At 63.7% G+C, this 25,479-nt stretch carries 14 protein-coding genes and 2 pseudogenes; 3 read left to right on the forward strand and 13 right to left on the reverse strand.

The features are described 5' to 3' along the window. The first annotated feature begins 11 nt into the window (after positions 1 to 11). Both P3T23_RS03295 and P3T23_RS03300 read left to right on the forward strand, forming a co-directional pair. Complete coding sequence (locus tag P3T23_RS03295; protein WP_429314743.1) at positions 12 to 173, forward strand: hypothetical protein; 162 nt, start codon at positions 12 to 14, stop codon at positions 171 to 173. Next, positions 170 to 1,930 carry a winged helix-turn-helix domain-containing protein gene (locus tag P3T23_RS03300; protein ID WP_429314744.1) on the forward strand — a complete coding sequence of 587 codons (1,761 nt, stop codon included), beginning with the start codon at positions 170 to 172 and terminating at the stop codon, positions 1,928 to 1,930. Before P3T23_RS03295 ends, P3T23_RS03300 begins: the two co-directional genes overlap by 4 nt. Positions 1,931 to 2,074: 144 nt before the next feature. Here the strand turns inward: P3T23_RS03300 and P3T23_RS03305 are convergent, their stop codons facing one another. Continuing rightward, positions 2,075 to 2,323, reverse strand: a complete 249-nt coding sequence (locus tag P3T23_RS03305) for a hypothetical protein (RefSeq protein ID WP_429314745.1) — start codon at positions 2,321 to 2,323, stop codon at positions 2,075 to 2,077. Between the two features lie 309 nt (positions 2,324 to 2,632). Between P3T23_RS03305 and P3T23_RS03310 the strand changes: the two genes are divergently transcribed. Further along, positions 2,633 to 3,079 carry a hypothetical protein gene (locus P3T23_RS03310; protein WP_429314746.1) on the forward strand — a complete coding sequence of 149 codons (447 nt, stop codon included), beginning with the start codon at positions 2,633 to 2,635 and terminating at the stop codon, positions 3,077 to 3,079. Positions 3,080 to 3,236: 157 nt separating this feature from the next. Here the strand turns inward: P3T23_RS03310 and treY are convergent, their stop codons facing one another. The 12 genes and pseudogenes from treY to P3T23_RS03370 all read right to left on the reverse strand — a co-directional run bounded on the left by treY (position 3,237) and on the right by P3T23_RS03370 (position 25,188). Continuing rightward, positions 3,237 to 6,098, reverse strand: coding sequence for a malto-oligosyltrehalose synthase (gene treY, locus P3T23_RS03315; RefSeq protein WP_429314747.1), 2,862 nt, complete (start codon positions 6,096 to 6,098; stop codon positions 3,237 to 3,239). Continuing rightward, positions 6,095 to 8,362, reverse strand: coding sequence for a 4-alpha-glucanotransferase (gene malQ / locus P3T23_RS03320; protein ID WP_429314748.1), 2,268 nt, complete (start codon positions 8,360 to 8,362; stop codon positions 6,095 to 6,097). Before malQ ends, treY begins: the two co-directional genes overlap by 4 nt. Further along, positions 8,284 to 10,194, reverse strand: coding sequence for a malto-oligosyltrehalose trehalohydrolase (treZ, locus tag P3T23_RS03325; RefSeq protein ID WP_429314749.1), 1,911 nt, complete (start codon positions 10,192 to 10,194; stop codon positions 8,284 to 8,286). The genes malQ and treZ overlap by 79 nt, the downstream gene beginning before the upstream one ends. A 70-nt stretch (positions 10,195 to 10,264) precedes the next feature. Further along, on the reverse strand, positions 10,265 to 12,463 hold the full coding sequence (gene glgX / locus P3T23_RS03330; protein ID WP_429314750.1) for a glycogen debranching protein GlgX: 2,199 nt from the start codon (positions 12,461 to 12,463) through the stop codon (positions 10,265 to 10,267). A 93-nt stretch (positions 12,464 to 12,556) separates the two neighbouring features. Beyond that, positions 12,557 to 14,767, reverse strand: coding sequence for a 1,4-alpha-glucan branching protein GlgB (gene glgB, locus P3T23_RS03335; RefSeq protein WP_429314751.1), 2,211 nt, complete (start codon positions 14,765 to 14,767; stop codon positions 12,557 to 12,559). After that, positions 14,760 to 18,203, reverse strand: a complete 3,444-nt coding sequence (gene treS / locus P3T23_RS03340) for a maltose alpha-D-glucosyltransferase (protein WP_429314752.1) — start codon at positions 18,201 to 18,203, stop codon at positions 14,760 to 14,762. Before treS ends, glgB begins: the two co-directional genes overlap by 8 nt. After that, the gene (locus tag P3T23_RS03345; protein ID WP_429314753.1) at positions 18,200 to 21,643 is read right to left on the reverse strand and encodes a maltotransferase domain-containing protein; all 3,444 of its coding nucleotides are present in this window, start codon (positions 21,641 to 21,643) and stop codon (positions 18,200 to 18,202) included. The genes treS and P3T23_RS03345 overlap by 4 nt, the downstream gene beginning before the upstream one ends. Positions 21,644 to 22,072: 429 nt before the next feature. Further along, positions 22,073 to 22,288, reverse strand: a pseudogene (locus P3T23_RS03350) (DUF1345 domain-containing protein); the annotation flags it as partial. A 39-nt stretch (positions 22,289 to 22,327) separates the two neighbouring features. Then, positions 22,328 to 22,771: pseudogene (locus tag P3T23_RS03355) on the reverse strand (transposase); the annotation flags it as partial. Positions 22,772 to 23,095: 324 nt separating this feature from the next. Further along, positions 23,096 to 23,674, reverse strand: coding sequence for a DUF2778 domain-containing protein (locus P3T23_RS03360; RefSeq protein ID WP_429314754.1), 579 nt, complete (start codon positions 23,672 to 23,674; stop codon positions 23,096 to 23,098). Continuing rightward, entirely contained in the window at positions 23,617 to 24,102 is a 486-nt protein-coding gene (locus P3T23_RS03365) for an Hcp family type VI secretion system effector (protein ID WP_429314755.1), read from the reverse strand. Before P3T23_RS03365 ends, P3T23_RS03360 begins: the two co-directional genes overlap by 58 nt. A 423-nt stretch (positions 24,103 to 24,525) precedes the next feature. Then, positions 24,526 to 25,188: a DUF1345 domain-containing protein gene (locus P3T23_RS03370; RefSeq protein ID WP_429314756.1), complete on the reverse strand. Its 663-nt coding sequence runs from the start codon at positions 25,186 to 25,188 to the stop codon at positions 24,526 to 24,528. Between the last annotated feature and the right edge of the window lie 291 nt (positions 25,189 to 25,479).

Below are 25,479 nucleotides of genomic sequence, written 5' to 3' on the forward strand. Positions count from 1 at the left end.
TCGAGGGTCGCATGATCGACGATTCGCTTACGATCCGGAACGAGGCAATGACCGCCCGCCAGCGCTGGACGACTTTTGTCGCGAGCACGGGGGGAGCACTCATGGTGCGCACGCGCAGGGAGGGCGGAATGTTTGAAGCGAACCATGAATCGCTGCTTCAGGAGCGAAAATGAGCAAGCAGGAGTTCGTGCGGATTGCGGATAGCGAACTCGATATCCAGCGTTACGAACTGCGGCGCGCGGGCCAGGAAATCCGCCTCGAGCGCCTGCCGATGGAGTTGCTGATCCTGATGGCCTCTCGCACCGGACAGCTCGTCACGCGCACCGATATTGCGAAGGCGCTATGGGGCGGCAATACGTTTCGCGCAACGGACAACAGCATCAATACGGCGATTCGCAAGATCCGCGTGGCGCTGGATGAAGATCCCGCCAACCCGCAGCATCTGGTTACGGTGAAAGGAAAGGGTTATCGCCTGAACGGCGTGAATGCCTCGTCCGAGGAGCCTTTGCACCCTCCGGAGGAAGCCGTTCGGGTCCTGGTTCTGCCATTCGAAAACCAGACCGGCGACTCGGGGCAAAACACATTTTGCGACGCGCTTGCCGATGAGACCTCGGCGAACCTCGGCATGCTCAATCCTGAGCGCATTCTCGTCATCGCGAGGACGACCGCCGCCCGCTACCGGCGGGTCAGCAAGAGCATTGCGGAAATCGCGCACGAACTGTCGGTTGACTACGTGCTGGAAGGCTCCTTGATGCGGGATGCCGGAAGGGTGCGCATACTGGCGCAACTGATTCGCTGCATCGACCAGGTACAGATCTGGAGTCGCGCGCACGAGCCGAGGGCAAGAGGCGCGCTGGAAATCCAGAAAGAAGTCGGTACGGCGCTCGCCCTGGAAGTATCCCCTGCGCTTGCGGAGCAGCAGCGGCACAGGCTCGCAAGACGGTTGCCGGTTGATCCGGTCGCGCACGACGCCTACCTGCGTGGCCGGTACTTCTGGACCCGTCGCGCGAATTTCGATGCCGGCTTCGCCGCACATCACGACCTGAGCGACGAGGACTTCATTCGCGCGCTCAGCTACTTCGAGAATGCGATCGAACGGGATCCGACTTACGGGCTTGGGTATGTCGGCGTGTCGAATGTCTTCGGGGCAACCGCGACGCATGGGTTCTACGCGGCGTCGCAGGGCTACCCGAAAGCGCGCGAGGCGGCGTTTCGCGCACTGGAACTCGACGCGAACCTTCCGGAAGCGCATCAGGCGCTGGCCGGTGTCTACTACTTTTATGACTGGGACTGGCGCCGTGCGGAAGCGGAGTTCCTCGAGGCCTTGCGGCTCAACCCGAGCCACGCGGAAACCAGCCGCCTGTACGCGCGACTTCTTCTGGTACTCGGACGGGACGCGGAAGGCCGGGCGCAGTTCGAGCGCGCCGAGCGGGTCGATCCGCTGGGGTGTGAAGGCTCACGCGTATTCGGTCTCGTGCAGGCGGGCCAGTTCGAGGAAGTGATCCGGGAGTACCTGAGCACCAGCCAGGGTTCGCGCTCGCCACTGATCTGTCAGCTGCTGGCGACAGCATTCGAAGTGGAGGGACGCTACGAGGAAGCGATCGAAGCGACTGTCGATGCGCTGACGCGGTGCAACGAATTTGCGAGAGCGGAGACCATTCGCACACTTTGGGATTCGGGCGGCTATCAACGGGTTCTTCAATGGTATCTGCAGGACTTGCAGGTGAGACGCGCAAAGCGCTACACGTCACCGTTTCTTTTTGCGGAACTGTATGCGCGGCTCGCGCAGCCGGACGAGATGTTTCACTGGCTGGAGGCGGCACGCGCCGAGCGCTCGCCGCGCCTGTGCGAACTGCGCACGAATGCGTGGTTCCATCGCTACCGGTCGATGGGCAGGTTCCGCAGCATCGAAAAGAGTATCGGTTATTGATCTGACCGAGGCGCCGGGCGTGCGCGGCGCTCTGGCATCGTTCGTGCGTTGCTGTTACACGCGCCGCCCAAGGTTGGGCGTTATCGCGTCCGTTCGGCCTCGAGGCCGAACGGACGCAGACGGGACGCACAATCAATGGGCATTTTAGCGACCGTGATAGATGTTGTTCTGCCAGCCTCTTTGATCTCCATATTGCTGTTGGTGCATGGAATCCTGGTACATCGGTTGTGTCATTTTCATGGTGGATCCAGACTGACCGGCCGTTCCGGTAACGGAGCCGCCGACGTCCTGCGTGGTCGGTGGCGTGCTGGTTGGCACGGGTTTGTCTTGCGCCCAGGCCTGGCCAAAGGAGAGGGCGGCGGCGCAGATCGCTACGAATCGAAGCGTTTTCATGTTGATTGACTCCAGCAAGGGAATGCGGGCACGGTCAACAGATGGCTGGCCGGAGCGGCGATTCGGAACGAAACCGGGCACGGTGTCGAACCTGACTCGCTTCCTTGATTGTGCGATCAGACGGCGGAGATTGCGATGGACGCATCATGAAGAAATCGTTAACCGGTGCGGCCGCTGCCGCGACGCCGGCACGCCCGGTAGATCGCCGCGGGCCGCCGCCGCGAGCCGCAGGGCGTGCCCGCCGGTGTAAAGACATTCTCATACAGACGTGATACGGTGAGCCGGGTCGGAACCTTTTGCACAGCCATCATGACCAGGGCCGCCCTCAACACGCGTGGCATGCTTGCTGCAATCACTGCAGGTCTCACGCCATTGCTGTGTCATGCCTATGCGCTCGATGATCAGCTCGACTGCAAATCGTCCGCGCACGCATTTGTCGCCGCGCTTCTGGATGATCAATATATCGACCCGAATCCGATGCGCGTCGAGGCGAACTCGGTCAATGTATTTCGGCCGGTGCGCGGCAGCGATCTGACGGCATTTGGTTATCGGGTCTACGCCGTTCTCGGATACCAGCACGACGACGAGATGTTCAGGCGGGGCAGCGGTCAGCCGGTTGGGGACTCGGCGTATGGCGTCGTCATCTTCGGTCCTTCCGAAACAGTGGAGGCGCGCGCACGTCAGGCGGGCAGCGACGCCGCCATCCGGCCGGTCGTCCCGCTCGTGCTGACGGCCGTGTTCTGCAACGGGCACTGACGAGCGTCATTCAGGTGCATCTGTGCTATCGCGGCGCCCGGCAAGGCAGCCCGAGAGGCCGTGGCAGGACGGATTGCCTGTGCGTCGAGGCCAAGGCAGCCCCGCAGCGTTGGGGGACAGACTTATCAGGGTCGGGCGTGTGCAGTTGTCAGAAGCCTTATACGGGCGGCACGCCTTCTTCGACCAGCACGGCGACAGGCAGGGTCGTGAGTGCGTCGTGCAGATGCAGCAGCCCTGAGTCGTCGACCTTGGGCGCGGCAGGACTCAGGCAGTCGAACAGGGCGCGCGAGGCGAGTGCCTCCGGCATTTCGATGGCGGTGTCCTCCCACCGGGCGGTGTCGACTAGCGGCAGCTCGCTGCGTGCGTCGAGCAACGAAGCCGCGAGACGCGTCGCGATCACGACGGCGTAGGCATTTCCATAGCGGCGCGCGAACGCGATCACATGTGCGGCCTGGCGGCCGCGTACCTTGAGCGGCAGATACACGCCGTTGCCGAGCAGCGCCGGCTGGAGCTGCCGCAAAGCGAGCAGCCGCTGCACGACGGCGAGCTTCACGTGTCCATCGCGCCAGTTGGCAAGCTGTTCCGACGGAGGCGTCGTGACGAGCCATTCCTGGCGTCTCGCGAAATCGACAGGCCGGCGGTTGTCTGGGTCGACCAGGCTGAAATCCCACAACTCGGTGCCCTGATACAGATCGGGCACGCCCGGTGACGACAGCCGCAGCACGGTCTGCTGCAGGCTGTTGATCGCCCCGGCCCGGCTGATCCGTTCGACGAACGCATGCAGTTCGCGCAGGAAGCCGTCACGCCGCCGCGGCGCGACGATATCGAACAGAAAATCGCGGCAGGCGGTCTCGAAGGCCTCATCCGGCGCAAGCCAGTTCGTGCGCAGTTTCGCTTCACGCAGCGCCTTCAGTTGCCACCGTGCGACGCGTTCGGCCAGCGCCTTCACGCCGTCCGCGTCATCCGGCGCGAGGCCCGGCGGCCAGCAGCCCACCAGTGTCTGATACAGCATCGCCTCTGCGTCAGGGCCGGGCGCCCAGTTGCGAGCGTTGTCGTCGGGCACGCGACGACGATGCGGTGCGTTGAGCGTCGACCACGCGTGCAACGTCGCGCTCCAGTCCTCGGCGATCTCGCTCAGGACGGCGAGGCGCGCACGCACGTCTTCGCCGCGTTTGTGATCGTGCGTCGCGGTGGCCAGCATCGCGTGCGGGAAGCGGCGCGCCCGTTCGAGGTTGCCTGCATGAAACTGCTCGACCGTCAGCGCGAATTCGCCCGGATCGGCGCCGACTTCATTGCGTGACAGCAGGCGGCCGTAGCGGTAGCACGCCGTATCTTCGATGGCCTTGGCGGCAACCGGCGCGGTGAGCTGCGAGAAAAGCGTTTGCGCAGTGCGTCGCGACGAGCCTGCATGGTTGGGCGCGGAGTTGGCCGCAGAGTTGGCCGTATTGCCGCCGTTGTGCGATTGCGGCGCGGCTTGTGGCCGTCCTGCGCCACTATCATCGGACGGCGGCCCGCCCAGCCACTCGCCGATCCGCTCCAGTATCCCGTGGTCGGCGCGTGACAGCGTCTGCTTCGCGGCATCGAAGGCCTGTGCGAAGTAGAGGTTATCGACCTCGCTGCGCATGCCGTTCTGCGGATAGATGCGATACACCGGAAAATGCGCGACGAGTTCGCCAAGCACGCGACGGATCGCCGTGAACGTGAAGTCGCGCGTCGAGAGCTGATCGCGCGCGATGCGATGCAACGCACGGGCTGCGCGATCCAGTTCCGCGGGCAGGTTCTCCGCGAGGATCTTGCGCCGCGCCTGCAAGGCTTCATCGGCGAACGACGCACTGCGGCCGGTCAGTTCCGACCACGTCGCCGCCAGTGTTTCCGCGCCCGCCGGATCGTGCAGCAGCGCGCCGACGTCATTCATGAAGTCATAGCCGGTCGTGCCGTCGACGGGCCAGTCGTCGCGCAAAGGCTCGCCGCGCCCAAGGATTTTCTCGACGACGAGATAGGGATTGCCTTCGCGCAATTCGCTCAACCGCTGACGCAAGCGCTGACAGTATTCGCGCGGCTCGGCGAGCCCATCGACATGATCGATGCGCACACCGTCGATGACTCCTTCGGCATACAGCCGGAAAATCAGCGCATGGACCGCGTCGAACACTTCCAGACGCTCGACACGTAAGCCCGCCAGTGCGCTGATGTCGAAGAAGCGCCGCCAGTTCACTTCATCGGCGGCGGTGCGCCACCAGGCCAGCCGGTAGTGCTGCCGTTCGAGCAAACGATGCAGACGGTCGCGCGTGACCGGGTCGCGGGGATCGAAAGTTTCCAGAGCGAACTCGATGGCCGGCGCGCCGTTCTGCGCGACGAACTCACACAGCGCCGCGCGGGCCTCAGCCGCGCGCGGCTGATCGGCGGGCTGGGTGGTCAGCCCTTCAAAGCGCTCGCCGAGCGCGCTGAGATCGGCGCGGTCCGCACCCTTCAGGATGTTCGCGTACTCGATCGGGCAGACCGGGAACACATGATCGTGGTACGCGATGACGAAACGCCCGCTGTCTGCCGAAAAACGCAGCGCGATCTGGCCCGCGGCGAGTTCGTCACCGTACGATGCGCCGAGCACCGGCGCGAGCACCTTGCCGCGCAAGGCCGGATCCGGCGAATGCCAGTCGACGTCGAAGTACCGCGCATACGCGCTATGCCGTCCCCATTCGAGGATGTCGAGCCACCAGGTATTGTGCGAGCCACCGACGCCCATGTGATTCGGCACCACGTCGACAATCAACCCCATGTCGTGCGCGTGCAGCTTATCGACCAGACGCTTGAGGCCCGCCTCGCCGCCCAGTTCCGCGCTGACCTTGCTGTAATCGACCGTGTCATAGCCGTGTGTCGAACCGGGTACAGCGGTGGTAACCGGCGACGCGTACAGATGACTGATTCCGAGCGCAGCGAAGTACCCGACGTGCGCGAGTGCATCGTCGAACGTGAAGTCCTTGTGAAACTGAAGTCTGAGCGTGGCGCGGGGAACGGTCATGGCGTGTCGGGCGATGGAGAGGAGGAGGAAGCGCCGGACGAAGGGGCGCGCACCTCGCCGACCGCGAGCAGGCGGTCGCAGAAGGTCGCGTCGCGAAACAGTTCGTCCATGCTCTGTGCGACGCGGCGGCGCCAGTTCGGATGTTCGTCGATCGAGCCGGGCAGGTTCGGCGAATCCGCAAGCCCGAGCAGGTCTTCCAGCGGGAACGTGACGAGCGTAGCGGGTGTCGCCGCCACAAACGCCAGTGCTTCATCGACGGGCGCATTGTCTGTCGAAGGCGCGGGCACATCGGCTGCGGCGACGCCGGCCTGCTGAAAGGCCCGCCACAACGCATCGCGATCAGCGGCGCGCTCCGCTTGCGCGAGCGCCACAGGATCGCGGCCGTCGGCACGCAAGGCCGTCTGTCCGATGCGGTTGCGCCAGTCGATATCCTCGCCACGCCACCAGCCGGTGACGGTCGGCAGATCGTGCGTCGTGGTGGTCGACACCACATTACGGTCCCAATCCCGCGGGGCCTTGAATCCTCCGCCCCAGCCGCTGCGTTCGAACCACAGCACGCGGATGCCGGAGAGCCCATGTTCGGAGAGACGCTCGCGGAAACCCGGCGGCACCGTGCCGAGATCTTCACCGATGACGATCGAACGATGCCGCCACGATTCGAGGGCGATCAGGCGCAGCAGGTCTTCGAGCGGATAGCGCAGATACGCGCCGTTGCGCGCGGGCTCGCCTTCCGGCACGAGCCACAGGCGTCGCAGGCCGAGGATGTGATCGATGCGTACGCCGCCCGCGTGGACGAACGCCGCGCGCAGCATGTCGATGAACGCGGCGAAACCCTGTGTGCGCATCGCGCGCGGAGAGAAGGTGGTGAGGCCCCACGCCTGACCCGCCTGATTGAACAGGTCGGGCGGCGCGCCGACCGAGACGCCCGTCAGCATCTCGTCGCGATACGACCACGCGTGACTCCCGGCACTGTCGCAACCGACTGCGAGGTCCGCGATCAGGCCGACTGCCATCCCGGCATCACGGGCCGCATGTTGGGCATGCGACAGTCCCTTCGCTGCGAGCCACTGCAGGAACAGATGAAATTCGACTTCATGACGATGCTCGAGCGCAAACGCTTCGACCTCGGGACTGCGCGGGTCGCGCAAGGCTTCAGGCCAGTTGCGCCAGTGGCCGTCGCCTTCCGCTTGCGCGAGCTGGGCCGCCTGCAAGGCTTCGAAGCGTGCGTGATCTTCGAGTGCGCGTCCGCCCCGCGTGCAGAAGCCGTGAAATTCGAGCGCGCGCGGCAGGTCCTGGGCGCGGTCGTGGACGCAGAACTGCTCGAACAGCGTGCGCAGCACCTTGAGTTTCAGCGGCACAGCCTGGGGCCAGTCGATCAGCGGCAACGTTTCGAGCCGGGACCACGCTTCGCTTGCGTGCGCCGCTTCCAGCGCTGCGTGCACGGCCTCTGTGCCGAACACGGCGGCGGGATCGATGTGCGTGACGTTCAGCCACAGACGCGAGGATGGCGAATACGGACTGAAGCGCTGCGGCTGTGCGCTGAACATCGCGTGCGTCGGGCTGATCGCGAGCGCATGCGCGCCGCGTCTTGCGCTTTCGATCGCCAGCGTCGCGAGCGCCGAATAGTCGCCGATACCGCCATCGCCCACGCGGCGCAGCCCGTAGAGCTGAGCCGCAATGCCCCATAGAGGCGGCGTGCCGGCGGCATCTTCGTGCAGGGCGCGCCATGCATCGGCGACGGTATAACTGCGCGCGGGAGCCACAGCGAGTGTGACGCGCTGTTCATTGATGATGAGCGTGTGATAGCCCGTTTCGCTGATCGGTGACAGCAATGCTGCTTCGCCTTTGGGCGCCGTGAACCGTCCGTCGATCAACGAGCCGCTTTCGAGTTCGATCCGGTAGCGGCTACCCGATTTCACCGCCGCAGCCGGCAGGGCGATGCCGCGTTCGCATTCGGCCGTCATCAGCGGCGGGAGCCGGCGTCCCGAGGTTTCGGCGTCGAGCATGGTCACGCTATGCCTTAACTGCGCCGGGTTGCTGCATGGCAGGCCCATGCGTTCGAGCAGTGCGGTGAGCGTGCGCTCGGGGACACGTGCTATCTCGCCGTGCGCGTTGTGCCACTCGACTTCGAAACCCGCATGCGCGGCGAGGCTTTCGACCGTATCACCGGATCGTCTGGAGGCGTTCACGCGTGGGGCTCCCGTTTGGCGACCTTGCGCGCATCGTGCCCAATCGCGTATTCGCTGATGTCGCCCGTCAGCCATGCGACGAACGAGAACGACGGCAATTCCCCGGCTGCAATGGAATCGCGTACCCGCGGCGGCGTTTCGAAAACGACCTTGCCGGCAGGCGCTTCGGTGAGCGGCACGCTGTTGCTCGACAGGTTGAGCGCAATCGAAAGCGTCTGGCCGTCGCCGAGCCGCCAGCGTGCGACGAGCGCATCGGCGTGTGCGCCATTTTGCGCGGACAGCACGCTCGCGCCGAGCGGTTTCGCGTGGGCAAGGCGCGGTGTGATCAGTTTTCCGCGCACGGCGAGCGCCGATTTATAGAAGTGCATCCATTCGAGCCGTTCGTCTGCATCGGGCGCAGGCTCTGTTGCCCTCGGTGGCGACGATGACGCAAACGTTCGCGCATCGTTCGGATCAGGAATGTGCGCGCGACGGCTCTCATCGCTGAATGCGGAGAAGCGCGCGAACTCGCGCCGACGTCCTTCGCGTACGGCGTCGGCGAGTTCGCCCGTATGGTCGGTAAAGAACAGGAACGGCTGCTCCGAACCGTATTCTTCTTCCATGAACAGCAGCGGGATCTGCGGAGACAGCAGCAACAGACCCGTCGCGGCGCGCAGCGCGTCGGGCGGACACAGCGAACGGAGCCGCTCACCGAGCGCGCGATTGCCGATCTGGTCGTGATTCTGCAGGAACATCACGAACGACGTCGGCGGCAGATGGCCACTCGGCTCGCCGCGCGGCCGGCCGTCGTGAATCGGCGACGGGTCGCCCTGGTAGCCGAAGCCTTCGCCGAGCACGCGCGCGAGACGCTCGATCGGCCGGTCGGCGTACGCGCGATAGTAACCTTCGTGTTCGGCGGTCAAGAGCACGTGCAGCGCGTTGTGCGCGTCGTCATTCCATTGCGCGGTGAAATGCGTGTCGAGCAGGCTGGCCGTGTTGCGCTCGTTTTCCAGCACCAGATGCACATGCCGGCCGTGCTGAACCGAGGCGCGCACGTGATCGGAAAAATCGCGCAGCCAGGCGTCGTTGTCGATTGCGTGCACCGCGTCGAGACGCAGGCCGTCGAAGCGGTATTCGTTGATCCAGTATTGCGCGTTGTCGCAGAAGAATTCACTGACTTCGACACGCGCGAAATCGATTGCGGGACCCCACGGCGTATGCGTGCCTTCGCGAAAGAACGACCCGGCATATTGATGCAGATAGTTGCCGTCCGGACCGAAGTGGTTATAGACCACATCGAGAAACACCTGCAGGCCCAAGCCGTGGGCCGTGTCGATCAATGCTTTCAGTTCGTCCGGCCGGCCGTACGATGAATCGGGTGCGTAGGGCAGCACGCCGTCGTAACCCCAGTTGCGGCTGCCGGGAAAATCGTTCAGCGGCATCAGCTCGATGGCGGTGACACCCAGCTCGACGAGCGCCGGCAGGCGCTCCATCACCCCCGCATAGCCGCCCAGCGCGCCGACATGCAGCTCGTACAGCACAGTCTCTTCCCATGGCCGGCCGTGCCAGTGCGTGTGCTGCCAGCGGTACGCACGCGGATCGATCACTTCGCTCGGACCATGCACATCCTGCGGCTGAAAGCGCGAGGCGGGATCGGGCACGCGGACCCCGTTGTCGAGTTTGTAGCGATACAGTGTGCCCGCGCCGCACGCGATCTCCGTTTCGAACCAGCCATTGCAGCTCGACGTCATCTCAACCGATGCAGACGGCGCCCCACCCTCGATCTCGACCGTCACCGCCTTGCAGGATGGCGCCCAGAAGCGAAAGCGCGTGCGCGCCTTCGCGCGGCCGGCGCCGAGCAGCTGGGCGCCAAATGGCAGGCAGTGCGCATGATGGTGCGTATGCGGGTCGACAGGAATTTGAGACATGATTCATCACCATTCGGTTGGACAACCGGGCCCCGCCATCGGGCCTCTCACGCGGTGTCTGCGCTCCGCCTCAATCGTGCGTCTGCGTGCCGGGGTCGGGCGGCAGCGCGGTCAGGAGGCGCGGGCCGTACTGCGCGCCCGCGCGCCAGCCAGCCTGCCAGTCCGCATCACCGACAGGCAGCGCAGCCAGTATGACGAGCGCGTGGGCGGCCAAATCCAGCACGGGGGTCGTCAACGGACGCGGCGGCGCGTCCGGATTAGCCGTGTCGAGGAGCACATTCCATTCCAGGTGCGGCGGAGGCGGGGTAAACGTCAGCGCCTCGCCGCTCGCGTTCAACATCAACAACAATACTTCCGTTTGGTCACTCAGATCCGGACCCGCGCGCCGCAACGTGAGCGCGCGTCCTTCCGGGTCCTGCCACGCTTCGATCGTCAACGGCTCGCCGCGTTCATCGAACCAGCCCACATCGTAGAGACCGGGCAGCACTTCGTGGTCGCCGGACAGAAAGCGCGTCTCGCGCAGCAGCGGATGCTGCTTGCGCAGCGCAATCACGCGCGCGACGAACTCCGTCATCCGCGCGCCGCTCGGCAACGTCGCGCGCTCCCAGTCGAGCCAGGAGATCTCGTTGTCCTGACAGTAGGCGTTGTTGTTGCCCTGCTGCGTGCGGCCGAATTCGTCGCCAGCCGGAAACATCGGTGTGCCGAGCGCCGTGAAGAGCGTCGCGACCATCGAGCGCGCCACGCGGGCGCGCGTTTCGACGATGTCCGGATCGTCGGTCGGACCTTCAACACCCCAGTTCGAACTGCAGTTCTCGTTGTGGCCGTCGTTGTTGTCTTCGCCGTTTATCTCGTTGTGCTTCTGCTCGTGCGAGACCAGATCGGCCAGCGTAAAGCCGTCGTGTGACGCCACGAAATTCACCGACGCCCAAGGCTTTCTGCTGCGCCGGTTGAAGAGGTCGGCGGAACCGGTCAGGCGCGCCGCGAGATCGGGACGCAGGCCGGCGTCGCCGCGCCAGAATCGGCGCACCGTGTCACGGAAACGGTCGTTCCATTCGGAGAAGCCCGGGGGATGGTTGCCGAGCTGGTAGCCGCCCGGGCCGATGTCCCACGGTTCGGAAATCAGCTTGCGGTGCGACAGCACCGGGTCCTGGCGGATCGCATCGAAAAAGCCGGAGCCGGGATCGAAGCCGCTGTACTCGCGGCCGAGCGTCACGCCGAGATCGAAACGGAAGCCGTCGATGTTGAACGCCGTCGACCAGTAACGCAGCGAATCCATCACCATCTGCAGCACACGCGGATGGGGCAAGTTCAGCGTGTTGCCGCAGCCGGTGTCGTTGATGTGATGCCGTTCGTCGCCCGGAATCAGGCGATAGTAGCTGGCGTTGTCGAGGCCGCGCCACGAGACGGTCGGGCCGAGTTCGTTGCCTTCGCAGGTGTGGTTGTAGACGACGTCGAGTATCACCTCGATCCCCGCCGCATGTAGCTGACGCACGGCGATGCGCATTTCGTCGAGACGATGCACCGACAGATACGACGGCTCTGGCGCGAAGAACGAGGCCGTGTTGTAGCCCCAGTAGTTACGCAGGCCGCGGCTCACGAGAAAGCGGTCGTTGAGGAATGCGTGCACCGGCAGCAATTCGACAGCGGTGACGCCGAGCCTCAACAGATGGTCGATGAACTCGGGGGAGGTGAGCGCGGCGAACGTGCCGCGTTCGTGCTGGCGAAGCCCGGGGCGCAGCATCGAGACGCCGCGCAGATGCGCTTCGTAGACGATCGATTCCCCCCAGGGGGTATTCGGCCGCACATCGTGCGACCAGTCGAAAGCTTCGTCGATCACGACGCATTTCGGCATCGCCGGCGCGGAATCACGACGGTCGATCGACAGGTCGAGCCGGTTCGAATGCACGCGGTACCCGAACAGCGCATCCGACCAGCGGAACTGGCCGACGAGCTTGCGGGCGTACGGATCGAGCAGGAGCTTGTGCGGATTGAAGCGGTGGCCGTGCTGCGGCTGATAATGACCGTCCGCGCGAAACCCGTAGACGGTGCCCGGATGCGCGCCGGGCAGATAGCCGTGCCACACCTCGTCGGTATTTTCGGGCAGGTCGAAGCGGGTCAGTTCTTTGCGACCGGTGGGATCGAACAGACACAGTTGCATCCGATGCGCGTGCGCCGAGAACACGGCGAAGTTCACACCGAGACCGTCCCAGCTTGCGCCGAGCGGATAGGGTGAGCCCGGCGACAACCGGTCGGGCAATGCATGCGACATGTTTCCCGTTCCTTGTTCTGATTCGTTCGCTATCGGGAAGTCCCGGCGGGCACGCACCCGAGCCGCGCCGCGCGCGGCGCCTGGCGGGCGGCATCAGTCCGCCCGCAGGATGATCGTGGCGAGCGGCGGCAGCACCAGAGCGGCCGATTGCGGTTTGCCGTGACTCGCGACTTCCTCCGTATAAATGAGCCCGCTGTTGCCGAGGTTGGAGCCGCCATACACGCTCGCGTCGCTGTTGAACACTTCGCTCCAGCGTCCGGCTCGCGGCATGCCGATGCGATAACCGAGCCGCGGCACCGGCGTGAAGTTGCACACCGCCACGAGTTCGCGCCCCGCGCCATCGACGCGCCGGTACGCGAACACACTGTTGCCGCTATCGTCGCCGATCAGCCATTCGAAGCCGCCGGGGTCGCTATCGAGCATGTGCAGCGCGGGCTCTTCGTCGTAGAGGCGGTTCAGGTCGTGCACGACCTTCTGCACGCCGTGATGCAGCGGGTCGTCGAGCAGATGCCAGTGCGGCGACTGATCGTGATCGAACTCGGCCATCTGTCCGAATTCGCCGCCCATGAAGAGAAGCTTCTTGCCCGGATGCGTCCACATGAAACCGAAGTACGCACGCAGATTCGCGAAGCGCTGCCAGCGGTCGCCCGGCATCTTGCCAAGGAGCGACCCCTTGCCGTGCACGACTTCGTCGTGCGAAAGCGGCAGCACGAAGCGCTCCGAATACGCGTAGACCATGCCGAACGTCATGTTGTGATGGTGGTACTTCCGGTGGACCGGATCCTCGTGCATGTAGTGGAGCGTGTCGTGCATCCAGCCCATGTTCCACTTGAAGTCGAACCCCAGGCCTCCGTCTTCGACGCGCGCCGTGACGCCAGGCCATGCCGTCGATTCTTCCGCGATCGTGATTGCGCCATGCACGTCGGGCATGTGGCGGACCTCATGATTCAGGCGCTTCAGAAAGGCGATCGATTCGAGATTTTCCCGGCCGCCGTAGATATTCGGCACCCACTCGCCGGCGGCGCGCGAATAGTCGCGGTACAGCATCGACGCAACCGCATCGACGCGCAGACCATCTACGTGATAGCGCTTCAACCACGCCAGCGCCGATGCCACCAGGAACGCGCTCACCTCGTTGCGGCCGAGGTTGTAGATCATCGTGTTCCAGTCCTGGTGATAGCCTTCGCGCGGATCGGCATGCTCGTAAAGCGGTGTGCCGTCGAATTCGACGAGCCCGTGAGCGTCGTTCGGAAAGTGCGCGGGCACCCAGTCGAGGATGACGCCAAGCCCCGCTTCGTGCGCGCGGTTCACGAAGTCGGCGAATGCTTCTGGCCGGCCGAAGCGAGCCGAGGGCGCGAACTGCGAGAGCGGCTGATAGCCCCACGAGCCGCCAAACGGATGTTCGGCGATCGGCATGAATTCGAGGTGCGTGAAACCCATACCCTTCGCGTACGGAATCAGCCGGTCCGCCAGTTCGGACCAGGTCAGGCCGCGCCGGCCTTCTTCCGCGACGCGCAGCCACGACTCCGCATGCACTTCGTAGACCGAGATCGGCGACTGCGGGGTCTGCTTGCCCGCGCGCGACTGCATCCATGCGCCGTCGGTCCATACGAACTGTTCGACCTCGTCGACGTGCGCGACGACGGACGCTGTTGCGGGCGGCCGCTCGGTCTGCATCGCACAGGGATCGGCCTTCAGCGGCAGCGGGTGGCCATCGCGCGTCAGCATTTCGTACTTGTAGCGTGTGCCCGCGCCGATGCGCGGCACGAACAGTTCCCACACGCCCCCATGATGACGCAGACGCATCGGATGGCGGCGTCCGTCCCAGGCATTGAAGTCGCCCACCACCGAGACCCGCCGCGCATTCGGCGCCCATACCGCGAAACGCACGCCCGGCACGCCGTCGTGCGTGACCGGCCGCGACCCGAGACATTCGAGCACTGCGTACGGATCGCCATGCGACAGCCGCGTCAATGCTTCGTCGGATAGGACGTTGCCGAACGAGTAGGTGTCTTCGATTTCCTGCGGTGTGCCGTGCCAGTCGACGCGCAGCCGGTACGGCACCGCTTCGGTGACGAAGCCCGCGAAGAGCCCGTAGCGGATCTGCGCGAGTTCGCCGAGCGCGCGGCCGTCGTCGCGCGCGATCACCGTGACGTGCGATGCGTTCGGCAGCAGAACGCGCACGACCGGCCCGGCGTCGGTGTGGTGCAGGCCGAGTTGCGAGAACGGATCGGGATGGCGGGCTTCGATGAGCGCATCGATGTCGAGCGGGCTCAGACCGATGGTCGGGTCGCGGTCATTCATCGTCGCCTCCGGCCTTCGGGCCAGCTGCCGGTGCGTCGTGCGGCGTGCCCGTGTCGCCGAGCAGACGGCTCGCGAGCGAGGCCAGTCCGCGTATCGGCAGGCCGAGCCAGGTGGGCCGGTTGGCCGCTTCATAGCGGATTTCGTAGGCGGCTTTTTCGATCAGGAACAGGTTGAGCAAGGCTTCCTCGAAGTCGGGTGCCACGAGTGGTTGCGGGGAGTCCGCCACCGCTGTCCGGTATTGGTCGAGGAACGCCTCGCCGGCAAAGCCGCGGAAGCGGTCGAAAAGGGCACGTTTGCGATCGGCGGTTTGCTGCGGCGCGTTTTCGGTGGTGGATTGCGCCGCGGCACTTGCATACGACAGCGAGCGCAACAGGCCCGCGACATCGCGCAGCGGACTCGACTTCATGCGCCGCTCTTCGAGCGTGCGCGCCGGTTCGCCTTCGAAGTCGATCAGGTAGGCGTCGCCCTGCGCCACCAGCACCTGGCCCAGATGGAAATCGCCGTGAATGCGGATGCGCAGCGCATTCGCCTCCGGCGGCACGAGTTGCGCGACTGCGGCCGTCAACGCGGTGCGGCGGTCGAGCAGGCTCTTCGCGAGTTCGCGGGTGTCGTTATCGAGAGGGTCGAGCCGTTCGCTCAGGACGTCGAGCGCAGCGGCGAGCATCGACTGCGTGCCGTCCGTCCATGCCTTGACCTGTTCCGCCGTTGCCTCCTCAGGGGCGAACGCGGATTTGTCCGAGGGCGACGCCAGCGCGACGTGCAGTTCGCCGAGCCGTTTGCCGATGATGCCGGCAAACGTGCGATAGCCTTCGATGGCTTCTTCCTCGTTAGCGCGGTCCGACGACGCTTCGCTGCCGTCGACCGCCAGCGCGAGTTCATCGACCGAGCGGCGCAGATAGTCGAGCGCCCAGTTCCACGCGTCGCCCTGGTTGTCGATGAAGCCTTGCAGGATCGCCAGCGTATGCGGCACGCCCGCCGGATCGACGCGCACGACTTCGCCGTAGAGCGGGGCGGTGTTCTGATAGCCGATCTCCGTCAGATAGCGGCTCATTTCCGTTTCCGGATGGACGCCGTCGACCAGCCGGCGCACCAGCTTCAGCACGGCCGCATCCGCGATCACGAGCGAACTGTTGCTCTGCTCGGCGGCAAGCCAGCGGATTTCAGGCATTTCGCCCAGCTCGCGGAGTTCGTCGAAGCGCTCGGTCGGCACGAAGCGGATTTCGCTCTTCTGCACGGTCGGGACGGCCGCGCGCTCACGCATCTTGCGCAGCACGCCGTGTGCGAACAGCGGCAGTGAGAACGCGTCCGTCAGGTGCCCGACGTTGCGGCCGCGGCGCACGCGCGCGAGCGCGAGCTGCATGAAGAGCGGCGTCGTGGTGTCGGTGCCCCATGTAATCGCAATGGGCACCACGTAACGCTCGGTATGGTCGCCGACGTCCACCTCGATTTCGGTGAACGCAAAGCCCCCGTTGGGGATCGTGGTCAGCGCGGCAAGGCGCACGGCGCGCATCTTCTGGTCTTTCGATGCAAACCAGCGGCGGCGGCTCAGCCAGGACGGCAGCACTTCCGATTCGAGCAGGCGGACGTTTTCGGGCGTCGGCCCGGTTTGCCCTTCGCGGATCACGATCGTGACGAATTCGGGCAGCGGCTCGGAGTGCGCCTGGCTCCATGTCGGGCGCTGGCCACCCGAGCAGAGCAGAAACCACAGGAAGCCGTACGGCGGGAACGTCAGCAGATAGGTCAGCTGGCCGATCGCGGGAAAGACGGAGTCGGCTGTCATCTCGATCGGCACCGCACCGGCGAATTCCGACAGATCGAGTTCGACGGCCTGCGGCGCACGCGACAGATTGGCGACGCACAGGATTGCCGGTTCGCCCGGCATTTCGCGCAGATACGCGAGGATCTTGCGGTTTTCCGGCTTCAGGAAGCGGATGCCGCCACGACCGAACGCCTGTTTCGCGCGACGGGTGGCGAGCATGCGGCGCGTCCAGTTCAGCAACGAATGCGGATCGCGGCTTTGCGCTTCGACATTGACCGCATCGAAGCCATACAGCGCACCCATCACAGGCGGCAGAACGAGCTGTTCGGGATCGGCGCGCGAAAAACCGCCGTTGCGGTCCGACGACCATTGCATCGGCGTGCGCACCCCATCGCGGTCGCCGAGGTGGATGTTGTCGCCCATGCCGAGTTCGTCGCCGTAATAGATGACGGGCGTACCGGGCATCGACAGCAGCAGCGAATTGATCAGTTCGATCCGGCGACGGTCGCGCTCCATCAAGGGCGCAAGGCGGCGGCGAATACCGAGGTTCAGCCGTGCGCGGCGATCGCTTGCGTAGGTATTCCACAGATAGTCGCGCTCGGAATCGGTGACCATCTCGAGCGTGAGTTCATCGTGATTGCGCAGGAAAATCGCCCACTGGTTGGATTCGGCGAGGTCCGGCGTCTGCCGCATGATGTCGGTGATCGGGAAGCGGTCTTCGCTCGCGATCGACATGTAGATGCGCGGCATCAGCGGGAAGTGGAACGCCATATGGCATTCGTCTTCGTCGCCGAAATATTCCTTCACGTCTTCCGGCCACTGGTTCGCTTCGGCGAGCAGCATCCGGTTCGGATATTCCGCGTCGATGGTCGCGCGGATTTTCTTGAGGACGGCATGCGTCTCCGGCAGGTTCTCGTTGTTCGTGCCTTCACGTTCGACGAGATACGGCACCGCATCGAGCCGCAGCCCGTCGATGCCCATGTCGAGCCAGAAGCGCATGACGTGCAATACCTCGCGCAGCACGGCGGGATTATCGAAATTCAGGTCGGGCTGATGCGAGTAGAAGCGGTGCCAGTAGTACGCGCCCGCGACGGGATCGTGGGTCCAGTTCGACGGCTCCGAGTCGATGAAGATGATCCGCGTCTCGGTGTATTTCTGGTCGGTGTCGGACCACACGTAGTAGTTGCGCTGGTTCGAACCGGGTTTCGCGCGCCGCGCGCGCTGAAACCACGGATGCTGATCCGACGTGTGGTTGATGACCAGTTCCGTGATCACGCGAAGGCCACGCGCATGAGCTTCCTGGATGAAGTGCTTGACGTCGGACAGGCTGCCGTAATCCGGATGCACATTGCGGTAGTCGGCGATGTCGTAGCCGTCGTCGCGGCGCGGCGACGGATAGAACGGCAGCAGCCAGATCGCATCGACACCGAGTTCGGCGATGTAGTCGAGCTTCGCAATCAGCCCCGGAAAATCGCCGACGCCGTCGTTATTCGCGTCGAAGAACGATTTGATGTGCACCTGATAGATGATCGCGTCCTTGTACCAGAGCGGATCGTCGTGCAGGGCCGACGGTTTGCCGCGCCGCGCGGTGCTTTTGCCCGCTCTGGCGCTGCCGCCAGACGTCGCGGCGCTCGTGTGCGCGTGCGAGGTGCCTTCGGGAGAATCGTCGCGTTTCATGTCGCACCTTCATTCGGGAAGTCGAACCCGCTGTCCGTCTCGCTGGCGGGCTCGGGACCAGGGCGTGGCAGCCCGCCGGTGGGGGCGATGCGCCAGATCGCAAACGGCCGCACACCGGGGTCGAGCCGTATGTGCTGCCATCGGCCGTACCATTCGAAACGCTCGCCGGTCATCTGGTCGACGACTTCGATCGCCGCCTGATCGTGCAGATGCCAGTGCGCGAACGTCGCCCATGACAGCTCGATATCCGCGCCCTGTTCGTTGAACGGATCGAGGTTGACCGCGACGATGATCACGTTGTCGCGCGCTTCGGTCGCTTTCTCGAAGAACAGGATATGTTCATTGTGCGCGGGCAGGAACGTGATATTCAAATGGGTGTGCAGTGCGGGGTTCGCGCGGCGGATACGGTTGAGCGCCGTAATCTCTCCGATGATGTTGCCTGGCCGGTGCCAGTCCCACGCACGCAGCTGGTACTTCTCGGAGTCGAGATATTCCTCGCTGTTCGGCAGCGCTGCCGCCTCGCAAAGTTCAAAACCGCTGTAGACACCCCACAGGCCAGACAGCGTTGCGGCGAGCGCCGCGCGAATCACGAAGCCCGCGCGCCCCGACGACTGCAGATGACGCGGATTGATGTCCGGCGTATTGACGAAGAAATTCGGCCGGTACACCTCGCGCGCGTTGCTCTGCGTCAGTTCGGTCAGATAGTCGGTGAAATCGCGCTTCGATTCGCGCCACGTGAAATAGGTGTACGACTGCGAGAAACCGACCTTCGCGAGGCGATACATCATGCGCGGCCGTGTGAACGCTTCCGACAGGAAGATCGTGTCGGGGTGGCGCGCGCGCACGTCGGCGATCATCCACTCCCAGAACGGCAGCGGCTTCGTGTGCGGATTGTCGACGCGGAAGATCCGCACGCCCGCTTCGATCCAGAACAGGATCACGTCGCGCAACGCAAGCCACAGGCCCGGCTTCGCGTCGTGTGCGTAGAAATCCGGGTTCACGATGTCCTGATACTTCTTCGGCGGATTTTCCGCGTAGCGCAGCGTGCCGTCGGGGCGCCACGCGAACCATGTCGGATGCTCCTTCAGCCACGGGTGGTCGGGGGAGCATTGAATGGCGAAGTCCAGCGCGATCTCGAGACCGTGCTCATGCGCGGCGGCAAGCATCGTCCTGAAGTCGTCGAGCGTGCCCAGTTCCGGGTGCACCGCGGTGTAGCCGCCTTCCTTGCCGCCGATCGCGTACGGGCTGCCCACGTCGCCAGGCTGGGCGTTCAGCGTGTTGTTGCGGCCCTTGCGGTTCGTGACGCCGATCGGGTGGATCGGCGGGAAATAGAGCACGTCGAAGCCCATGTCGCGGATGCGCGGCAGTTTGGCGATGACGTCCGCGATGGTGCCGTGCCGGTTCGGATCGTCGCTCATCGAGCGCGGGAAGATCTCATACCAGCTCGCAAAGCGGGCCGCGGTCCGCTCGGCTTCGATCCGGTAGACGACCGGATCGCGCCCGAGAAACGGCCGATGACGCGCGGCCATGACCGCACGCGCTGTGGCGGGCGCGAGCAGCAGTTCGACGCGGCCGGCTGCATCGGTCTTGGCGAACTCCTTGACGAGATGCGCGAGCGGCTCGGTGAGCGCGCCTTCTGCCGTCTCGACCTCCGCCAGGACGAGCGCGAACAGATGGCTCGCCTCCTCGATTTCGAGTTCGACGGTTTGCCCGGCTTTGAGCTTTTTCTGCACGTGCTCGACGAGCGATGCGTAGTCGTCGCGCCACGCGATCACCGTGAATTCGTGGCGGCCGACGCGTTCGAGTGGAATGCGTGCGGCCCACAGATCGAGGCCGGGAGGCTCTGCCGGGTGCATGGGCGCTTCTTGCCAGGCGGTTTCGTCGGCGGCGCGCCAGATCACGGCGGCCGCGATCTTGTCGTGGCCTTCGGCGAAGATCGCCGCTTTCACCTCGACGCGTTCGCCCACCACCCGCTTGACCGGGAAGTGCCCGCCGTCGCACGACGGGCTCACGCTTTCGATCGCCACGCGCGGCGCGGCGATCGCGTCCAGCACCGATTTGTGGCCGCTAAGCTTGTTGGTCGCCTTGTCGATGGGCGGGGCGAGCACGACAGGGTTCTCCGGCGTCGCGCCGAAGAGGCGGCACGCGCCGGGCTTCAGCGTGAACGGCTGCAGCGAGCCGGGTACGCTGCGGGCATCCGTGTCGAGCGGGACGAAGCGGGTGAAGCTTCCCGGTACGCCGTCGAGGAAACCCGCCGGGTCGACATGCACCGGGATGTCGCGATCGGGATTGACGACGATCAGCACGGCCTCGCTGGCGTCGCGCAGATCGGCGCGGTTGCCGCGCAGCAGCACGGTGGCCGGCGCGCCGGGGCCGCTCAGCGCGCGCAGTTCGCCGACGGTGGCGAGCGGCTCTACGTTGCGCTGGAGCGCGTTCGCGTGTGTGACGTTCTTCGACAGGTCAAAGCGTGCCGACTGCCGCGCGGCCGCGTAGTCGGCTTCGCTGCCGCGCGTGTACGACATCGGCAGCGCGAGGCCGTATTCGAAACCCATCGGCATCAGCCAGCCGGTGCCGACCGCCGCCGAGGTATTCAGGGCGCGTCGGTACGTCCGCTCGACGGCGCCCGCATCGTGTATATCGGCGAGATCGGCCACGAGCCGCGTGCCGTACGGCGGTTCGGGGAACGCGATGGGGGCGGCGATGCGGGTGAGCGTCGCGTGTTCTTCGGTGAGCCAGGCGGCGCGGAAGTCCCACCAGCGTACCGACGAGAACACGCTGTCGAAGCCCGCGCCTTCGAGCGCCAGCAGATCGTTGCGGGCAAGGCCGGGCGTGGCGGCCAGAAAACGCACACCGGGATGCTGCGTGCGCACGGCGCTGCCGAGCCGCTGCCACAGGGCGGCGGGCACGCTATGCGGCGAATCGAAGCGAAAACCGCCGACACCAGCCGCCGCCAGCGACACCAGCTTCTGCGTCCACCAGTCGACCAGTCGCGCCCCGGGTCCATCGGCCGCGAAATTCGCATACGCGACGTTGTCTTCCCGGTGCCCGTGGCGCGGGTCGAGCCGGGCTTCTTCGGGCTCAAACGGGTGAAACCAGTCTCGATGCTCGCTGAAGAGCTTGCCATCGGCGGCGACGCGATCGGGCACGATGTCGAGCAGCAGCTTGAGACCGTGCTCGCGGGCAGCTTCGGCAAGCTCGTGCAGCGCTTCGCTTGCCGGTTGCTGCGTGTCGAAGACCGGATGCAGGCGGTCATGATCCGCGACGATCTGACCGTGACCAGCCCGCCCGGGCTGGAACGGCGCGCCAATCAGCACATGATCGAAGCCGAGCGACGCAGCATGCCCGAACTGGGCGGCCCAGGCCTCGATCGGCCCGACGAGAAGGGGGTGAAGGAAATAGATCCGCGGCGCATACGCAAGGGAAGCGTGTGGAGTTTCCATCGGTCGTGTTCCAGGTTCGTCCTGCTGCGCTGTGGATGCACGTGCTGTGCGATCACATCGCTCGTTGGGCTTCCAGGGCCGGATGCCGTGTCTTCGCCTGACCGGGATGCGTCAGGCGAGGGCGCGTACAGGTCAATGTAGTGCAAAGATCGACATGTCGCCTGACAGGAATTCGCAAGGCCATGCTGGACGGCGGTGGCGCGGGTCCGGCCTGGGTCGACCAAAGGTCTCCAGCAAACGCTGTGCCAACCGGGAGAGACGGGAGAAAGCCGCGCCTGTGAGTATGGCGCGGATGGGGCGGGAGTGGGTCCGTGTAAAACCTGCGGTCGATGCGCGGCTTTTACACGGATGCAGGGAAATGAGCGGGGGCACCGCCGCTTGAACAATCGCGGCGGCCACGATGCCGCGCCTTTACGTCAGGTCAGGTTGTCACGAGCCAAGCAGCCCGGCGGCGATATTGATGCACAGGCCGAGCACCGCGACGTTGAAATAGAAAGACAGGATCGACTGCGCGCGCGCCGCGCGCCGTATCGAGCGCGAGTGCAGCACGACGTCCGAGGTCTGCGAGGCCACGGCGATCGTGAACGAGAAGTACAGGAAGTCCCAGTAATCCGGTTCGAGCTTGTGGTCGGGGAAGCGGAGCGGCTTGAACCGGGCGTCGTAGTCGCTGACTTTCCTGCGCAGTCCGGCCAGGCCATGTTCCCGGTAGCTCGACGCCCAGCGCCGGATCACCGTGCGCCCAACCCCGTGACGCGCGGCCAGCGTTCGCGTGCTCGCACTACCTTGCAGATATTCCTGAACGACCTGAAGACCGAAACTGCTCGTCGTACTCGTGAATGATCTGCTGCGCGAATCCTGGCCAGAAATGAATGTTAGTGTTCCAACGCTCGTCGGCTCTTTGACCTGCAACGGCGCCAGATTTTCATGATCATCACATAGAGAACGATCGCCACAATGAGGTCTATGGTTATCACTGCTCCGATATAAAGCAGCTCGTAATCGGTCACTCCGAGTTTGTCGGAAATTTCGATCAATAATTGCTGCTGCTCCAGCGTCATGGATGATGGGTAAGTGTGGACATATCGCACTGATAGCAAAAACAATGCGAAAAGGAGAAGTAGCTTGCAAAGTCTGCAGGCAAGTGTCGTCAATTGCATGGCGACTCAGCTCGGGAAAGGGGCTGGACTTCTCATTTATGGTATGGATGCATTTTTGCGTTTTGCTAGATGGCGCTGATATAATTTCATTAGTGAAATATAGATAGAGATGGCAATAAGCAGACTTATGGACATTCCAAATATAACATCGAACATCTCAATATCATGAAATCCTAATAATTCGGAGACAATGAGTGAGTAATGCTCGTTCCATATAGGAATGAGTGACAAAGGGGCATATATAAACCTTATGGAGAACAATAAAATTATAATAAATGCAATGCTTTTAAATGATCTACGGGCAAGAGTTACCATATGTGACAACCTCAATCCAGCCATATGATTTCAGTCCGGAAGTGCCGACAGAAATCTTACTCGTATGTAACAGTGCCGTCCGGATCTTTTGAAAATCTGCCTTGCTCGGTAGCGTGATACAACCCAATGAACGTCCTTGACCGCCTGCTGGATGAAGTCGAAAATTTCCGCGTCTGACTCCGTTGATCCACATATAGTCGTCAATTTTCTTACCATCGTGGTACAGCGCAAACCACTCGTCATGATGTGTCGGTGCTCCCCACACGCTATTCCATGTATCTTTGACAAGCGCTTCTGTTTGAGATCGAAAGGCGCCGCTTGGTCGATCAACGATCCAGTATTTCCCGGACGGTATTGGGCCGTTATCTTGGAGGGCCGTACATCCACCCCGGTTGCGGTAAATGCCGTCACCCGAGAAAGCTGGGAATCTCCCTACACCAAACATAACTAACGTCAAGGTCGGAGTATTATCGACTACGAATTTCCCTTGTAGCGCCATGATCAGGACCGCTCGCTCCAACTGTCCGTGAACTTGATGTTGCCGTCGGTGTAGTGCCATGTAATGCGCTCATACATTAGCGAGACCGACTCGGTATGATTGAGTTGTGACATTCCGGCGAGCTTGGTGTTTGCCATTCCGGGATTCACTCCGACCACCTTCACACTCTCCATCAGCATGACGAAATACAGTTCCTCCTGGCCAGCGTCGTTAATTCGATACCACTTCAGCTCTGCCGATTGCAACGATTGCCCTCTGGATACGGCCTTATACAGGTAAGGACTGGAGGCGTCGAACTCCTTTTCGAGGTACATCGGGGAATGGGTGCGAGAGCCGGTAATCTCCCCGGATTTGTTATCGACCGGGAGATTCACGCCGTGACCGAATCCGATTACTTCGATACTTCCCTCACGTCCCTGAACCGTAACGGAGCCTTTGATATCTGCTCCGCCGTCGTCCTTAAGCCACATGTATGCAGGAATAGGCATGCTGGTTTGCGCCCTCTGTTGAATGGTTGGTTAACGATTCCCTACGGAAAGAAGGCGTATACAAACACGGAAGGCGGAAAGGTAGGTGTAAATCAATGTCAAGAATTCGTCGCCGACTGTTTGATAGCGCGCGGGAAGGAATATGAAAAATGCCCGACGCATCAAGGGGTGCAATGCGGCGGGTGTAGACCAGAGTCGGGAAGCGCAGCGCGTATGCGGCCATGCCTTCGACCTGCTGTTCCGAACCCCTTGGTAAGTGCCTGATTTGCCTGCGAGTGTGACGGAGATGGGGCGGGAGGGGGAGCGTGTAAAACCTGCGGTCGATGCGCGGCTTTTACACGGATACCGGGAAATGAGCGGGGGCACCGCCGCTTGAACAATCGCGGCGGCCACGATGCCGCGCCTTTACGTCAGGTCAGGTTATCACGAGCCAAGCAGCCCGGCGGCGATATTGATGCACAGGCCGAGCACCGCGACGTTGAAATAGAACGACAGGATCGACTGCGCGAGCGCCGCGCGCCGTATCGAGCGCGAGCGCAGCACGACGTCCGAGGTTTGCGAGGCCACGGCGATCGTGAACGAGAAGTACAGGAAGTCCCAGTAATCCGGTTCGAGCTTGTGGTCGGGGAAGCGGAGCGGCGTCTCCGTCTGTCCGGGGCCGTAATAGAGCCGGGCATAGTGCTGCGTGAAGATGGTCGGAATCATGAACCACGCGCCCATCAGCGTCATGCCGGTCAGCAGGTAGTGCAACACACCGAGGCCGCCCTTCACGCTTTTGACCGTCGCGAGTTCCAGCACGATCGCGGCGATGCTAGCGATCGTCGCGACGCAGATCACGATCAGCACGACGCCCGCATTCTCGTCTTCGCGCGCGGCGAGATCGCGTAGGCTGCTGTGCTCGGCGAAGGCCATGTGGAACCAGATGAGCGCGAGATAGGTCCATACGGCAAGGTCCCAGGCGACGAGCACACGAACCGTGGGGCGCATCGTCATGGGTATCAGCAACGCGCCGAGCACACCCACGATCAGTCCGATGACCATGCGTGGCCGGTTGCGAAGCACCTGCGGATAAAGGTTCATTTGCATTGATGTAAGAGGTTGTCTGCGAAGGATTCGCGTGTCGGCAGCAGGCGTTGAACGGGTGGTCGATTCTACCGTTATGTTCGGACGCGATTTGTCGAATGGTCACGCGACAGCTATAGTCTTTCGCGTCGGCCTGACACTGGCCTTTCGACTGAAAGGCCAGTGTCAGGGATGAGAGATGGATCGGGTTGCAGGCGGGGCGCCTCTCGCCCACCGCGCGTTCGATGTCTGTTCGATGTCTGTTCGATGTCGGTGACATGTGCGCGTCATGCGACCACAAAACCATAGACCGCA

The organism is Paraburkholderia sp. GAS448, assembly GCF_050435685.1.
GTDB lineage: Bacteria > Pseudomonadota > Gammaproteobacteria > Burkholderiales > Burkholderiaceae > Paraburkholderia.

Coding starts and splice junctions, on each gene's coding strand:
- P3T23_RS03305 (WP_429314745.1), bottom strand. CDS start 2,323: ATGAAAACGCTTCGATTCGTAGCGATCTGCGCCGCCGCCCTCTCCTTT.
- treS (WP_429314752.1), bottom strand. CDS start 18,203: ATGAAACGCGACGATTCTCCCGAAGGCACCTCGCACGCGCACACGAGC.
- P3T23_RS03360 (WP_429314754.1), bottom strand. CDS start 23,674: ATGGCACTACACCGACGGCAACATCAAGTTCACGGACAGTTGGAGCGA.
- P3T23_RS03310 (WP_429314746.1), top strand. CDS start 2,633: ATGACCAGGGCCGCCCTCAACACGCGTGGCATGCTTGCTGCAATCACT.
- P3T23_RS03365 (WP_429314755.1), bottom strand. CDS start 24,102: ATGCCTATTCCTGCATACATGTGGCTTAAGGACGACGGCGGAGCAGAT.
- treZ (WP_429314749.1), bottom strand. CDS start 10,194: ATGTCTCAAATTCCTGTCGACCCGCATACGCACCATCATGCGCACTGC.
- P3T23_RS03300 (WP_429314744.1), top strand. CDS start 170: ATGAGCAAGCAGGAGTTCGTGCGGATTGCGGATAGCGAACTCGATATC.
- glgX (WP_429314750.1), bottom strand. CDS start 12,463: ATGTCGCATGCATTGCCCGACCGGTTGTCGCCGGGCTCACCCTATCCG.
- P3T23_RS03295 (WP_429314743.1), top strand. CDS start 12: ATGATCGACGATTCGCTTACGATCCGGAACGAGGCAATGACCGCCCGC.
- glgB (WP_429314751.1), bottom strand. CDS start 14,767: ATGAATGACCGCGACCCGACCATCGGTCTGAGCCCGCTCGACATCGAT.
- treY (WP_429314747.1), bottom strand. CDS start 6,098: ATGACCGTTCCCCGCGCCACGCTCAGACTTCAGTTTCACAAGGACTTC.
- P3T23_RS03370 (WP_429314756.1), bottom strand. CDS start 25,188: ATGCAAATGAACCTTTATCCGCAGGTGCTTCGCAACCGGCCACGCATG.
- malQ (WP_429314748.1), bottom strand. CDS start 8,362: ATGGCTGACGGGCGACATCAGCGAATACGCGATTGGGCACGATGCGCG.
- P3T23_RS03345 (WP_429314753.1), bottom strand. CDS start 21,643: ATGGAAACTCCACACGCTTCCCTTGCGTATGCGCCGCGGATCTATTTC.